General features: G+C 48.3%; 12 protein-coding genes and 1 tRNA gene. 8 read left to right on the forward strand and 5 right to left on the reverse strand.

All coding sequences use genetic code 11. The features are described from left to right. Positions 1–25: 25 nt before the first annotated feature. The gene (locus tag AC27N8_RS14835) at positions 26–1,567 is read right to left on the reverse strand and encodes a MiaB/RimO family radical SAM methylthiotransferase (RefSeq protein ID WP_487068158.1); all 1,542 of its coding nucleotides are present in this window, start codon (positions 1,565–1,567) and stop codon (positions 26–28) included. Positions 1,568–1,744: 177 nt separating this feature from the next. Beyond that, positions 1,745–3,091, reverse strand: a complete 1,347-nt coding sequence (locus AC27N8_RS14840) for a phenylacetate--CoA ligase family protein (RefSeq protein ID WP_487068159.1) — start codon at positions 3,089–3,091, stop codon at positions 1,745–1,747. A 294-nt stretch (positions 3,092–3,385) separates the two neighbouring features. Between AC27N8_RS14840 and AC27N8_RS14845 the strand changes: the two genes are divergently transcribed. From AC27N8_RS14845 to AC27N8_RS14875, 7 genes are all read left to right on the forward strand, one after another. Next, positions 3,386–4,039, forward strand: a complete 654-nt coding sequence (locus AC27N8_RS14845; protein ID WP_487068160.1) for an HAD family hydrolase — start codon at positions 3,386–3,388, stop codon at positions 4,037–4,039. Between the two features lie 53 nt (positions 4,040–4,092). After that, positions 4,093–4,191: transfer RNA gene (locus tag AC27N8_RS14850), tRNA-Sec, on the forward strand. Positions 4,192–4,309: 118 nt separating this feature from the next. Continuing rightward, entirely contained in the window at positions 4,310–5,671 is a 1,362-nt protein-coding gene (locus tag AC27N8_RS14855) for an MFS transporter (RefSeq protein ID WP_487068161.1), read from the forward strand. A 157-nt stretch (positions 5,672–5,828) separates the two neighbouring features. After that, entirely contained in the window at positions 5,829–6,665 is an 837-nt protein-coding gene (locus AC27N8_RS14860) for an AraC family ligand binding domain-containing protein (RefSeq protein WP_487068162.1), read from the forward strand. A gap of 47 nt (positions 6,666–6,712) precedes the next feature. Further along, complete coding sequence (locus AC27N8_RS14865; protein WP_487068163.1) at positions 6,713–7,411, forward strand: AzlC family ABC transporter permease; 699 nt, start codon at positions 6,713–6,715, stop codon at positions 7,409–7,411. 10 nt (positions 7,412–7,421) lie between these two features. Then, on the forward strand, positions 7,422–7,754 hold the full coding sequence (locus AC27N8_RS14870; protein WP_487068164.1) for an AzlD domain-containing protein: 333 nt from the start codon (positions 7,422–7,424) through the stop codon (positions 7,752–7,754). Between the two features lie 105 nt (positions 7,755–7,859). Then, positions 7,860–8,369, forward strand: coding sequence for a hypothetical protein (locus AC27N8_RS14875; protein ID WP_487068165.1), 510 nt, complete (start codon positions 7,860–7,862; stop codon positions 8,367–8,369). Positions 8,370–8,424: 55 nt separating this feature from the next. On the opposite strand, the gene AC27N8_RS14880 is transcribed toward AC27N8_RS14875, so the two are convergent. The 3 genes from AC27N8_RS14880 to AC27N8_RS14890 form a co-directional block, all read right to left on the reverse strand. Next, positions 8,425–9,747, reverse strand: a complete 1,323-nt coding sequence (locus AC27N8_RS14880) for an MFS transporter (RefSeq protein ID WP_487068166.1) — start codon at positions 9,745–9,747, stop codon at positions 8,425–8,427. A 109-nt stretch (positions 9,748–9,856) separates the two neighbouring features. Beyond that, positions 9,857–10,708 carry an SWIM zinc finger family protein gene (locus AC27N8_RS14885; RefSeq protein ID WP_487068167.1) on the reverse strand — a complete coding sequence of 284 codons (852 nt, stop codon included), beginning with the start codon at positions 10,706–10,708 and terminating at the stop codon, positions 9,857–9,859. A 5-nt stretch (positions 10,709–10,713) separates the two neighbouring features. Continuing rightward, the gene (locus AC27N8_RS14890; RefSeq protein ID WP_487068168.1) at positions 10,714–13,920 is read right to left on the reverse strand and encodes a DEAD/DEAH box helicase; all 3,207 of its coding nucleotides are present in this window, start codon (positions 13,918–13,920) and stop codon (positions 10,714–10,716) included. Positions 13,921–14,229: 309 nt separating this feature from the next. Here AC27N8_RS14890 and AC27N8_RS14895 point away from each other — a divergent pair, with 309 nt between their 5' ends. Continuing rightward, a complete protein-coding gene (locus AC27N8_RS14895) occupies positions 14,230–14,769 on the forward strand; it encodes a hypothetical protein (protein ID WP_487068169.1) in 540 nt (179 codons plus the stop codon). The last annotated feature ends 208 nt before the right edge of the window (positions 14,770–14,977 follow it).

The raw sequence follows: 14,977 nt of genomic DNA on the forward strand, positions 1-14,977 counted from the left end.
GGACATCTTGTGTTGTTTAGTTTATCTAGTGCCGTGCAACTTCCATTGCAACAGCTTCACCCTGTAATGACCAGGCCGTGGCCCGTTCGATACGCACCTGCACAAAGTCACCAGGTCGAAGACTACTCTGCTCAGCAGAGGCATCCACACTCGGGTCGGGACAAAAAACCAGCTTGTTGGCGCGATTGCGCCCTTTTAGCTGTCGACGTTCGGGTGAGATGTTTATATCCTCAACCATCACTTCCTCTACTTTCCCAAGATAAGACTGATTCAGTTCAAGCGCAATTTCAGCTTGTACATCTTCCACTGCGTGCAACCGACGCTTTTTCTCAGCCAGGGGGACATCATCCTCCCAGCGAGCCGCCACGGTTCCTGGTCGCACGGAATAAGCAGCCACATGCACTACGTCAAAACGAATCTTTTCCAACAAGTCCAAGGTATGCTGGAATTCATCTTCAGTTTCACCGCAGAAACCGACGATGACATCAGTCGACAAGGTAATGTTCGGCCATAACTCACGGACACGAGCAATGCGCTCGACGTACTCATCTAGAGAATAGCCACGCTTCATACGCTTAAGCATAGCATCATCGCCAGACTGTACCGGGATATTCAGATGCTCACACACTTTCGGCAAGTGAGCCATGCGTTCAATCATGCTATCCGTCATGTGACGAGGATAGGATGTCATGAAGCGAATACGAGCTAACCCATCGATCTCACTCAGATTGGTCATCAAACCGGCGAGATCAGGACGATCTGGCAGGTCCAAACCATAAGCCTCTACTGTTTGTCCCAGCAGAGTCAATTCTTTGGCCCCCTTCTTCTCCACCAACGACCGAGCCTCCATCATCAGCTCATCTAGCGGGCGGCTGCGCTCTCGTCCTCTGCGATAAGGCACAATACAATATGTACAGACCTTATTACAACCAAGCATGACTGGCAACCAGGCCGATGGGCTAGCTTGAGCAGGTTCAATCTTTGTAGGATAATGTGCAACACGCTCACCCGGCTTAGGGGTAATTGCCATTGGCAGCACTGTCCGCTTACCACTGCGGTTGAACGAAGTCGCAAACGTAGGTGCCACCGGTGAGATAGGAAGCTCTGCAAAAGCATCCTCTGCGAAAACATCTTCTTCGACACTCTCGGGAAGGAAATCAATATCGAGGCAGCCAGCACCTGAAATAGGCGTCCAACGTTCTTCTAAAAACTGAGGTAAGATATCAGCCTGCTCAACCTTCATAAAAAGGTCAACATGCGGATACCGTTTCCCCAGAGCATCGATCGTCTTCTGGTTACCAATCATGCATCCCATCAAAGCCACAAGGAGATCATCCCGTTGTCCCTTTGCCCGCCGCAAGCGGGCAAGCAGATTATGTGCCTTCTCTTCAGGAGCCTGACGGACACTACAGGTGTTTAGAACGACAAGATTGGCTTGCTCCATGCTCGCCTCTTCCCATCCTAATTCATCAAGCATCGTTTGAATGCGCTGAGAGTCAGCCTGATTCATTTGACAGCCGACCGTCCAAATATGATACTTCCCTCGCGGAATACTTGTTGTAGTCATTTCAGAGCCTCTCCTAGAGCATCAATAGCTTGTGCAGTAGTTCTATGGGATACCACGCTACCTACTTGTCCTTATTCTAAGTTGCACGGTATTATACACCATGCAACGAGCCCTGTCACCATCATTCTTACCAGGATTATGACATGGCCTCGATACTCATAACGCTACAGAGCCAACTTATTTGGCACGGCGATCTTCTACACGAGCACTCGCTGTCTTAGACTCGCCCCCAGTCGCACGAGGCAAGCTATCCTGAGGCAGTAGTTCCACCTTGGGAGTGTTACCCGTAATCGACTTCACAGCGGCAGCCATATGGCTCTGAAGCACCTTCACGCGCTCTGTATCATCCAGAATCGCCCGATCTTGTACTTCAACCTTCAAGACAAAAGTATCTAGATCATTCTTGCGATCCACGACTATACGAAAGTTCGAGGCAGTCTCTGGGAACTGGATCAGAGCCGCTTCAACCTGACTTGGAAAAACAATCAGGCCACGAATCGAGACAGCATCATCGCTCCGTCCTTTAATCGACGCAATTTTTGGATGTGTACGACCACAGGCACAACGCTCATCCCACCACAGGCGTGATAGATCACGACTACGATAACGAATCATAGCGGTTCCATCGCCAGTCAGCCAGGTCCAGACCAGCTCTCCATCTTTTCCCTCTTCGACTGGATCGCCCGTCTCAGGATCGATACATTCGACCAGGAAATTATCAGCCCAGGCATGCATCCCATCGCGCACCTCGCACTCACAGGTCATACCAGGACCAAGGAACTCAGTCATACCAAACTCATCAAAGGCAGTAATATGGAAAAGGCTCTCAATCTTGAGACGTGTCTCCCAAGGCCAGGGCTCGGCACCAAACAGACCAATCTTCAACTTGGTCTCCCTGAAATCCAATCCCAGCTCTGTCGCCTTATGGCCCACGTACAGACCGACCGAAGGTGTCATACAAAAAGCCTTCACACCAAAGTCCGTAATAAAATCGAACATGCGCTCATATTGACGCGCATCAGATCCCATCGGAATGGACATTACATCCATCGCCATCGCGCCGTAGTGAAAACCAAAACCACCAGTTGGCAGGCCATAACCATAGCAATTCATCATCACATCGCCAGGACGCAGACCAACCATCCACAACTCGCGAGCATTTAAATCCGCCCAATTCTGAATATCTTTTTTGGTCGCAAACACAGGGACACTCTTCCCTGTCGTCCCACTGGTCGCATGGAGCTGTAACGCTCCATTCTCACCACCCGGCGCGTGCATAGCCGTTCCATAAGGATAGGCAGAACGGACCGTCTTCTTCTCAAGAAAAGGTAACTTGCGAATATCTTCGAGTGACTGAATATCTGAGGGCTTGACACCTGCTTCATCATAAAGAGTGCGATAAAACTGATTTTGAGTATAAGCCCGTTCCACAACTGCTTGTAGACGCTCCAATTGCAGAGCCTGAAGCTTCTGCTTCGGGAGAGTCTCCATCTCCTCGTTGAAGAACTTGCGATGACTGCTCACAGAACATCCTCCAAAGGTATATCTCATCCCAACAAGCCGCCGGGTCCCTCGGCAACACCACACCATCATGAGGTAGCCAGGTCAACTACATACAACACGCGGGAATATGATAGTATCAACATAGAAATATTTCGACGCCCACATCTTGTCAAAGCAAACGTCAATTCATCAAAATATATGTATAGCGTCAAAAGCGTTGGCTTTAAAACCCATTCTATCATGACCACTCTCACGCGTCTATGCGAAACGTGAGAATTAGGAGTCACAGCCACAATACTTACCTGGAGGTTTTTAATGACTGATCAGATTCATGCCATCATCTGGGATCTGGATGGCGTTATCATCGATAGCGCCGAAGAACATAAGCGCTCATGGTACCGCGTCGCCGAGGAGGATGGCTTTTCCTTTAGCGATCAACAATTCCAGGACACCTTTGGCATGCGCAACGATGCCATCATTCCTCTACTCTGGGGAGTCACAGCCAAAGAACGCGTGCAAGATATCGCCGATCGCAAAGAAGCCTACTTCCGAGAATTTATCCGCGACAAAGCCGCTCCACTCCCAGGTGCCATCGAGCTGCTCAGCACATTGAAAGATGTAGGCTATAAGCAAGCCCTCGCCTCTTCGACTCCCACCAAAAACATCGAAGCCGTCAGCGACGCCCTTGGCTTGAAAAGATATCTCACCGCGCTCGTATCAGGCGAAAACGTCCCCCACGGGAAACCCGCTCCCGACGTCTTTCTCAAAGCTGCCGCCGAACTTGGCGTCGAACCTTCCCACAGCCTGGTCATCGAAGATGCTGTCGCTGGCATCCAGGCTGCACAAGCTGGAGGGTTCTATTGTATTGCCGTCGCAGGCGAACGCGATCTGCCTGGCCTCAAAGTTGCTAACTTAATGGTCAAAGATCTCACTCAGGTCTCCGTCGAAAAAATCCGCGCATTGGCTTGACAAGCACTACTGACCGTGGCATCATAGGATATATTCCTCTTAAGGGATCATGTGGAGGTGTAGGGATCCCGGTGGGTCTCACCGTCTTCAAAACGGCTGGGGGGTCGCTCAGCGCGGTCCCCGGTGAGTTCGACTCTCATACACTTCTGCCATATTTCCGCAACAAGACCCTTGACTGGCGACCACCAGAGAGGTAAAATCGTAACCAAGGGTAAGCACCCCTGGCTCTGTCCCGTGTGCTTCACAAAGGACATTCCAGAGGGGCAAAGTATGTTTTCACAATCGTCACGAATCTCAAGACTCATCCAACTTTTAGGCATCCCCAGGATACGAGGACGCGAGCCACTTGTGCTTGCATTTCTCATAGACTCATTAGGCACTGGACTCTACCAGCCCTTCTCGCTTCTCTACTTCCAGAAAATCGCTCATCTCGATCTTACCTCCATTGGAGGGGTACTCACCGTTGCCACTATCCTCACCCTACCAGTAAACTTGATCACTGGCAGCCTTGTTGATCGCTTCGGGGCCAGACGACTCGTTGTGGTGAGCCAGATTCTTCAGGCACTTGGCTTTCTGGGCTACCTCGCCGTTCACGACATCCCTCTACTGTTTGTAACAGCGCTTCTTGTGACGACCGGCAATCGCGTCTTCTACGCTGCCGCCACGACACTAATCGCTGAGGTCGCGGGCCAGGTTGAGCAAGACCGCTGGTACGGCTTCGTGGGGGCGACACAGAACGTTGGACTGATTGTGGGTGGCGGACTCTCGGGTCTCATTGTGGCATTTGGTGGCCCTAATGGCTATCGAGCACTCATTCTGGCCAATGTGTGTAGCTTTTTCCTGATGGCTCTCGCACTCTGCTGGCGGAGAACTGCTCATCGGCCCAACGAACTGATTGAAAGTCCATCCAGAGATCGGGTTGAGAAGCTATCAGGTGATTTGCCTGGCAAGCATGCTCTCACCGATGAGCGGAGTGGATATCGCGTCGTTCTGGCAGATCGCCCATTCCTCGTACTGGTCGCGTGCAACGTCGTCTTTGCCCTCTGTCCTTTGATGATGTTGCTTGGATTACCGATCTATGCCACGGAAACGTTGAAACTTTCGACGGCGACTGTGAGTGCCCTCTTCGCCTTCAACAGCCTGCTGGTGATCTGCACACAGACGTTGACAGTGAGGCTACTGGAGCCCTTTCGTCGCACGCGCTCTCTTATGATTGCGTGCTTACTATGGATCGTAGGCTGCATTTTATTAGTGCAGGCCCCACTGATTCCAAGCACGTTCCTTCTCCCCTATCTGTTTGGCACAACCGCCATCTATACCTTTGCAAGTATGATTGCTAGCACGATATCGGTAGCTCTGGCAGCGGCCAGCAGTCCCACGCATACGCTGGGACGTTCCATGGCTCTCTTTGAGCTGGCCTGGGGGATTGCCGGGGCGATTGTCCCGGCAATGTTTGCGTGGCTCAATGCCACTGGCCCATCGCGCGTGTGGATAGTGCTGATCGTGCCGCTACTTCTCATCTATCCTCTTCTACATTGGCTCGAAATGCGTCTTTCAGTGCGTGCCCTCTCTGTTCGCCACCAAATCGAGGTGAGGGCCACCAAAAAACACGAGCGGGACAAGCACAGCTAAAGCACTTTTTTGAATCTCAATCTTCACGCTTAAGTATTGTTTATGTTTTCATTTCACATACCAACACATACATAGCATTGCGTTTTTAGCACAAGATTGTTATGCTACACATTGATAATAATCGATTCATGGCGGGTTACTTAGTGAGAGGAGAAACATGAGAGCCACAAACACTCATGAGCATATCAAATTCTGGCACGACACCACGCTGAGTAACCTCGAATTGCTCCATGCAACATATGTGACGCACTCCTTTGCGCCTCATACACATGAGGGCTATGTCATAGGTGTGATTGAACAAGGTGCAGAACAGTTTACCTATCGCAGAAGCCAGCATATAGCGCCGGTCGGAAGCATCGTATTTATCAATCCTGGAGAAATGCATACCGGTTCGTCCGCAGCCGAACATGGCTGGACCTATAGGACGCTCTATCCATCAATCGAGCTATTACAGCGTGCGGTATCTGATCTCACTGGTAGGTCCCATGACATCCCTTTCTTTGCCGAACCTGTGGTTTACGATGCAGAAATGAGGGCTGAAATCGCCCTCACCCATCGGGCGCTAGAAGAGCAAGTATCAGACCTTGAACGGGAATCGCGACTCTTATGGACACTCTCCCGCTTAATTTTGCGCTATGCCGATGATCATCCGCGTCCGCGTCCGTTCGCAAAAGAGCATATGGGTATCCAGCGCGTCCGTTTCTATATCGAGGACAACTATGCAGAGAATATCTCACTCGAACAATTGGCAATCATTGCCCAACTCAGTCCATTTCACCTACTCCGCTCATTTAGAGACCACATGAGTTTACCTCCTCATGCCTATCAGATGCAAATACGCATCATGCACGCCAGGCACATGTTACGAATGGGACAGTCATGTATAGACACGGCAATGGCGGTAGGCTTTGCAGATCAGAGTCACTTTACCAAACACTTTAAGCGCATTGTTGGCGTGCCGCCCGGACTGTACAGCGGGATACGTAACAAATAGCAATATCAGACAAGACAGCCCTCCCTAGAACCTCCTATAATGATGCCATGATAACTTCACATTCTGAATTCTTACATGGCATCAGAGACGAGCTCCCTATACTGTTAGGGGTGCTTCCTTTTGGTATGATCTATGGAGTATCAGCGATCAGTGCAGGCATCCCAGCAAGTATCGCGCAAGCCATGTCATGTATCGTCTTCGCAGGCTCGGCGCAATTCGTGATCGCCCAACTCATCGCAGCAGGCACGCCTTTGCTGGTTGTCATCCTGACCGCCTTTATTATAAATATCCGTCATTTACTTTATAGCGCATCGGTATCGCCTTACACGAGCAAGCTCCAACCTCTCTGGAAGTGGCTGCTGGCATACTTATTAACCGACGAGGCTTACGCGGTAACCATCTTGCACTACCGGCAGCCTGGAAACGAGAGATACAAGCACCGCTATTTTTTGGGTGCTGGACTGGCGTTATGGACAACCTGGCAATTGAGTACTGCTGCGGGTATTTTCCTGGGCGGACACATACCTACCTCGTGGTCACTGGATTTCACATCTACACTTACTTTTATCGCTCTCGTTGTACCAGCTCTCAAAGATCGCGTGAGCACAACCGTCGCGTTAACTTCAGCATTGGCTGCACTACTTGTGTTTGCATTACCACTCAAACTAGGGCTAGCCCTCGCCGCACTGATTGGCATCACAGTCGGCCTCACGCTAGAAATGAAGAAAACAAAGTCTATTCAATAAGGAGCCTGCTATGTCACAGGGATGGCTTTGGGCCACCATAATCATTATCGGACTACTCACCTTAGGTATGCGCCTCTCTTTTATTGTCTTCATCGGCAAGATACAGATCTCGCCTGTGGCGCAGCAGGCTCTACGCTTCGTGCCAATAGCCGTCCTATCAGCGCTCATCGCCCCCACACTATTCTTCTCCAACGGCTCACTGGATGTATCGTTGAGCAACATCCGGCTCATATCGGGAATCCTGGCTATACTTGTGGCATGGCGCACAAAAAATGTCCTTCTGACAATTTTTACCGGCATGGCCTGCTTACTCATCTTGCAAATATTTGTGCATACTCATTAATTAGAGAGCATACTCATCCATATTTTCAAACACTCTTTCACTACCAGGCTGATATGTTATACTCTTAAGAGAATCTTCCGCATATATAAATGGAGACCACTTACGATGGGAATGGAATCAGTGATCTATGGATTTATTCAAGGTCCCCACTGGCCTCACGACATACCCCATATGTATGACGCTTACAGGAATCACCCTCAAAAACAGCTCCGCTACATTGAGATCGACCAGAAACTCAGAGACAAAGTACAACACAATCTCCAGGCCATTGCAATGCTACCAGAAGAAGATACATGGCCATTTCTTTCACGTTTTATGTTCTCATCCAGCACAAATTCGATACAAACGACGTATAAAAGTCAGATTATTCACTTTGGAGCTTCTTTTAAACAGATCGAGTGGGAATGGGAAGAATGGCTCACCAAGTTTGAAGCCTTACTAAGGCGCATGTATTGGGATGAAGTCCATCTCCATTTGCTGGCAAAAGGACTGAATTTTTCGCCTCTTCACTACTGTTGGAAGGATGATGATGATGAGAAAGCTATTTATCCAGATCATCCTCATCCTGTCACGCATTGGACCTTCTCAGGAGGGCCACGCACTTTTCATCAGTAGTCATCAAGCTTTACACCTTTTGACACTGACTATCCAAAGTACATTTTTGACGGCCTTATTCCCCAACCGAATGAGCAACATCATCAATGGGCTTTTCATCAAATCGTGCGGGCAACTGCTCAATCTTGCCAAGAAGTAAGACATAGCAAAGGATACCAAGTACAAGCACACCAGCAGCAATTATAAAGTTCAAGATAAAGGAATGAGTTGCATCAAGTACAAAGCCAGCCACGAGGGGAGCAATAATACCGGCAAGGTTATTAAAGAAATTCATGATTGATCCAACGACTCCAACAGTACCCTTGGGTGCAATCAAGGATGGAATACTCCAGCCAACGGGAGCCGCAAATGCCAATCCACCTAACGAGATCGAGAGCCACATAACAATCAAGGGAATGCTTGTAGTAAAGGCCGCCCCAAGAATCGCGATACCCATAAGCATACCAATGATAAAAATCGTTTTGCGTACCCTTGTTGGATCATATCCACGTCTGATTAAATAGTCAACGAGCCAGCCACCAATCACAACATCTGTTACCGTTGCTACGCCCCAAATAATAGCTACTAAACCTGCACTACTGAGAATAGAAATGTGTAGTTGAGTTTGAATATACGAGGGTAACCACGTTAAGAAAAGATAGAAGGTATACCCATAGGCTGCGAAGCCGAGGGCCATTCCCCATATTTTTGGCTGGCTAAGGAGATAACCCAGGCTTGCCATGGTATTTGCGGGGGCTACATTATCCGCCTGTGCGCCGCCCTCCTGAATGTATGTACGCTCTTCTTGAGAAATGCGCTTTGACTGGCTGGGATCACGATAAGTAATCCAGAAGAGTACTCCATAGAGAAGGCTGAGTATTCCTGTGGTCCAGAACGCTCCCCTCCACCCATAGATTGAGACAGCAAGTGCCACAAAAGGCACGCCAATGACATTTGAAAACTTTGCTGATGCATCAAAAGCCGAGGTTGCAAGACCACGCTCCTTGAGAGGAAACCAATAGCCAGTCGCCTTAGACGCCGCCGGAAATACTGGTGCCTCAGCGATACCTAAGAGCAGGCGAGAGAGAATGATCAGGCCATAACCACTCACAAGAGCAGTCATAAAGGTTGCCAGAGTCCAAAGAATGGTACCAACTCGCGTTATCCACTTCACGCCGATCTTGTCCAGCAAAACGCCTACGGGCACCTGAATAAGAGCGTATGTCCAGAGATAAGCAGATGCAATAAACCCAAACTGAATACTCGAGAGATGATATTCCTTTGATAAATCCACACCTGCCACTGCAATGTTTGCTCTATCCAGATAATTGATGATAACCCCAAGGCCAAGTAATACCGCAATGCCCCATCTCAAATTGCCAACACGCTTTTGCATCATAAGGCTAGTCCTCTTCTGTAAATATAGAATTCCTCTAAACTCAATGTGTATGCACTATGCGTATAGCACGTTAAGGATCAGCAGAAAGTGACAAGAATGAGCCCGCGCCTTACATCATTTGTTTATTTTTCACTCTGACACGAGCATACAACTCTTCCATGACACGAATAAACGACGTATCTTTATGCCAGAAGGCTGGATAATCTCCTTGCTTCTTAATTAGTAGCGCTGGGACACTCGCTTGAGCATCTGAAGCTTGCAACACAGGCTCTGGCAATCTTTTCGCGCCGGTCCAAAACTCTTTATGGCTGACTACCTCTGATGAAGGTGTATGTGTAGGCTGCGTATAATAAGATGCAACTGGTTCTACAACAACCTCTTTTGAGACTAATGCAGATGCCAGGATTTCTCCCAGCGGCGAGCGAGCCAATTCAGCACGAAGTTCTGCTCTGGACAGTCCTCTCAGTTCAAACATCACAAAAGGATCTTTATCCAGGGCGGATGCCAATAGATAGTAGACTCCTGCGATGTGTTTGCAGGGATTTGAATAGTCGGGACACGAACAGGTGGTCACAAAATCTCTCTGGCTGTGAGGCAGAAGGTGTAAATCCAGCGTGGAAAATGCCTCTTCGATTGTATCTGGCATCTCATTCATCAATAACTTCGTGACCAGATCCGCTCGGGATGCAATCTGGCGAATAACCTTTGTCCAGTCGGCGGGGCTGATCGCTTTGATGGTGATGTTGGTCTTATAGATCGGCTCTTCATAAACCTCAAAGTACGGGTTGATCGAACCACGTACTTTCGCCTTAACCATACCGTTTGTCAGCGTATAATTGAGGATGCGTCCATTGTTTGCGTAAGAGCGTCCTCGTCCGAGTCTGGAAGGATCAGTAAATTGTTCAAGAGCTTCAATAAAACGCTGTCCCCACCACGTACGACTATGATTGAAGTTTGTCATCAGTATCACTCCATAACCGCACTACGTCGCAATGCGATCAAATCTTTAAAGGTATCATTATCGAGTTCCGTCAGCCACGCTTCATCAGCCCCTACGACAAGAGAAGACATCCGCTTCTTATCCTGGATCATAGCATCGATACGCTCTTCCATCGTCCCCATGGCAACAAACTTGTGCACAAAGACATTCTTGCGCTGACCAATGCGGAAAGCGCGATCGGTAGCCTGGTCTTCAACTGAAGGATTCCACCAGCGATCAAAATGGAAAACGTGGTTAGCTTTGGTCAGATTAAGTCCTACACCGCCAGCCCTCAACGAGAGGATAAATAGCGAAGGCTCTGTCGCCGGATCTTGAAACTCAGTCACCATTCGTTCACGTCTGGCAACATTCGTTCCTCCATGCAAATAGTATGTGTTGTAATGACTGGTATGCTCAAGATAGCGCGACAAGGCTGCACCAATCTCCGTAAACTGTGTAAAAATGAGTGCGCTTTCGCCGCTATCAATCACCTCTTCGATCATTTCGTTGAGACGCTGGAACTTGTGAGAGCGCTCAGGAGTAAAAGCACTCTCATCCTGTAAGAACTGTGCAGGATGGTTACAGATCTGCTTGAGCTTGAGAATGGTGGATAAAATCAATCCTCTGCGCTGCATCCCATCAGCTTCCTTCAGTTGTTCGGCGACATCGCTCACAACGGCTTCGTAAAGGGAGGCTTGTTCATGAGTAAGCGTACAATACATCTTCTGCTCAATCTTATCTGGCAGATCATCGATAATACGTTTATCCGTTTTGACACGTCGCAGGATAAAAGGCTCAACTAACTTTTTCAAGAGTGACAATTTATGCGCATCATTACTTTTATAAATGGGCAACTCAAACGTTTTACGGAACTGCGCCTCCTTGCCTAGATATCCTGGATTGAGAAAATTGAAGATGGACCACAGGTCACGTAAGCGATTCTCCACCGGAGTACCAGTCAGAGCAAGCTTATGAGATGCATTCAGCTTCATAATTGCACGCGTTTGGGCCGCCTGAGGATTTTTTATATTCTGTGCTTCATCAACCACGACCCGATGCCACTGTATACCTTGCAAGAGTTTTTCGTCTAACCGAGCCAGAGCAAATGATGTCAAGATAACCTCATGCTCCCGGCAAGCCTTCTCAAAGATTTCCTTATCCTTACGCCGGGTACCTCCTTGATGCACCATCGTACGAATTTGTGGAGCAAAACGCTCAATCTCCTTGCGCCAGTTGCCGAGCACTGATGTTGGTGCAATTACAAGAGTTGGTGGCACAATAGTTGTACCATCTCGCTCCTTTACCAAACAGGCAATGACCTCCAGAGTTTTTCCCAACCCCATATCGTCTGCCAAACAGGGATTAAGCCCCAGGCTTTCTAGGTACTGTAGCCAGGCAACGCCACGTTTCTGATAATCGCGTAAGGTCCCTTGCAAGCCTGCCAAATCGCCTATCGGGACAAACGAATCCTTATTCTGGAGCCGAGACAACATGTCCATCAGATACTGGTCATGCTCCCATACCAGATCATCCTCAGACTCTGTCGCAACCTTCAACATATCGAGCAGGTTAATCTCAGGCTCTTCACCCTGATGTGTCTGCCAGAACTGAAGAAGCTCCTGCATTTTTTCACGATCCAGCTCAATCCATTGTCCTCGAAACTGCACCAGAGGCGTTTTCGCGTTCACGAGTTGCAACCATTCCTCGGACGTAACTTCCTCTTCTCCGACAGACAATTGATACTGGTAAGAAATTATCGCTTTAAGATTTAAGTGCCCCGAAGCTACCGCTGATGTCCCCGTTTGAGGTGCACGTGCGGTCGTCTTGAGACGAACCTTCGCACGCCGACGCCCCTTCGGAGTCCACCATGCAGGAACGACAACAATATATCCCGCATCGCTGAGGACCAAAGCATTTTCTTTCAGAAATGAAAACGCTTCGTCTAATGTGAGACGGCATCCGACAGGATATTCAGTAGCCAGACCACTCCAGATCTTGGGATAAATGCGCGCCGCATATCCGAGAGTAAGCAGCAAATTCTTCTCAAAGTCCTGACCGAAGGAATGAGAGACATCAGCACGACCTTGCAACCTGAGATGCCAGTAATCATCCAGCCCCAGTTTCAGTGAAGGATCACTTTTAGAGGCAACCAGAAAGTGCAGTTGCCAATTATCGATATCATCAGCGAGAGCCTCCTCAAGTCGAAAACAAAGCGTAAAACTAGCCTCCTCATGCTCTCGCGTAAAGTTCGCACGCCACGCCAACCAGTCCTTATAATCCGCCAGCATAGCAGCGGAGTCTTGTCTCAAATCGGGATGGAGGCAGCGATAAAGAAGGGTGCCTGCAATCTGCTGATCAAATTTTGTCGTAAACGGTGTTCCAAGCACAATATCGTGCAAGAGAGACTCTGAGAAATGACGTAGTAAAGATTCTTTATCGAATAATGAGGCATCATCAGGAGTATTCAGTCCCGACGTACACACCGTGGGCATAGCGGCTGCGTAGCTCTGTATAGACAACTCATAGGTATCGGAGAGCAATTCCCAGGCAGGATGAATCTCAAAGCGCGAGTCATCCTCTACAGGCTTACGCTTCGCACTGGCCGATGATGATAAAGCTTTACGCTTTGTACTGGCGGCCGATGCCGATTTACTCTTCGCCGTCGTAGTAACCGAAGGGATCATCTGATATTTTAAAGCAGGGATATACTGATCTCTGGCCACAATCCCCTTAAACATCTGGGCATACTGATACCAGAACAAAAGATCTGCCCCTAATTGGAAATCCTCAGGCGCATAGAGCGCGGAAAAATGGATATCGTTCAAGGTGGTGATGACATCCAACACACGATAGCAACTTACCTGCCAGGGCTGCATATCAAACTCAACAGGCTCTTCCTCATCAACGTAGCGCAACAATTCGAAAGAAGAAGAAGGCTTATCTTCAAAGGTGGGAAGAAAAAAATACTTCACAAAGAGTGTACTCTCTATGGCCCGCGCCATTGAATGCTGCACACCCAACGTTTCAGTAATAAATGCTGATAATGCTGTATGCATCAGATGCCTGGGATGGATGTTATCGCCACGGCGACGTGATGCATCAAATGTATCCGTCTCTACCCACAGATAGAAAGCACCGCTCTGAATAAAATCGTGCCCTTCATCAGGAATCCAGGTTCCATGAATAATGTGCATACATACTCCCAAGATGAAACAAAACATACGAAACATGCACGCGAAGTGGATTTTCTTCAGAGTATATCAGTCAGATATAATACTTCTATAGGCAATCGCCATTTATACTCCTACACCACACCCACCATATATCACTTCAATATTCTCTCATACAGCATAACACAAGGATCTGGCTACTGTCGAACCTTAAGAGACAAAGTTTCCGGCACAAAATACTCCATTTTGCTGCGATCCATGTGCGCTCTGTTTCACCTTTGCTATAATACGATAAACATCCACAGGATATAATCAGGAGCTGATAAATCGAATATGAAACAAACAACGATAGAGCCTGCAGCCAAAAGACGCTCTTTTATCTCACGCAAATGGGGCACAATCATAGGTCTGATTGTAATTGCCATTGCCATTGTTGCGACACTGCTCTCAGGCCCACATGAAGTTGAGCATGATACCTTATTTGGAGAGCCTCCCCCACCAACCGTGACAATCACAAACCTGAGTGCCCAAACCACTTTGCATCAAACATACGATTACGATGGTGTTCATATCATGTTCACCCAGGCGCAGCTTGCCACCAAGTTCTCGGACGACTTTAAGTCGAAAAACAAATATGTGGTCCGCATCTCAATGAATACAACCAACAAGCTTACAGATTCAGTTGGTATAGATTACGTTAATATGACCTGGCTTATTCTGCCCAATGGAGACAAAATACCTGGGAAACTGTCCTCAATCAACAAGGCCGTCTATCCAGGACAGGCACAAAGTGGCTACGTTGATTTTCCAATTCCGAATAAAATCGATCTCTCACAAATCAAGCTACAATTTAACAATACAATCCTCTCCTAAATATCTTCAGCGCTGTATACGGCATCTTAGAGAAGGTAGGAGAAATATGCTCAGCATTTTTTGAGATTTTCCTACCTCTCCTTTGATTCATCCGGCGGATCTTCTGCGATCTAAAGATCCTGGAAGCAATACATCTGTGCCATCATAAATTTCATCGCAAAACATTGACAGTACCACGGGCAAGACGTAACATAGACTCTTAAATGTT

It is taken from the genome of Dictyobacter sp. Z7_2 (assembly GCF_057551105.1).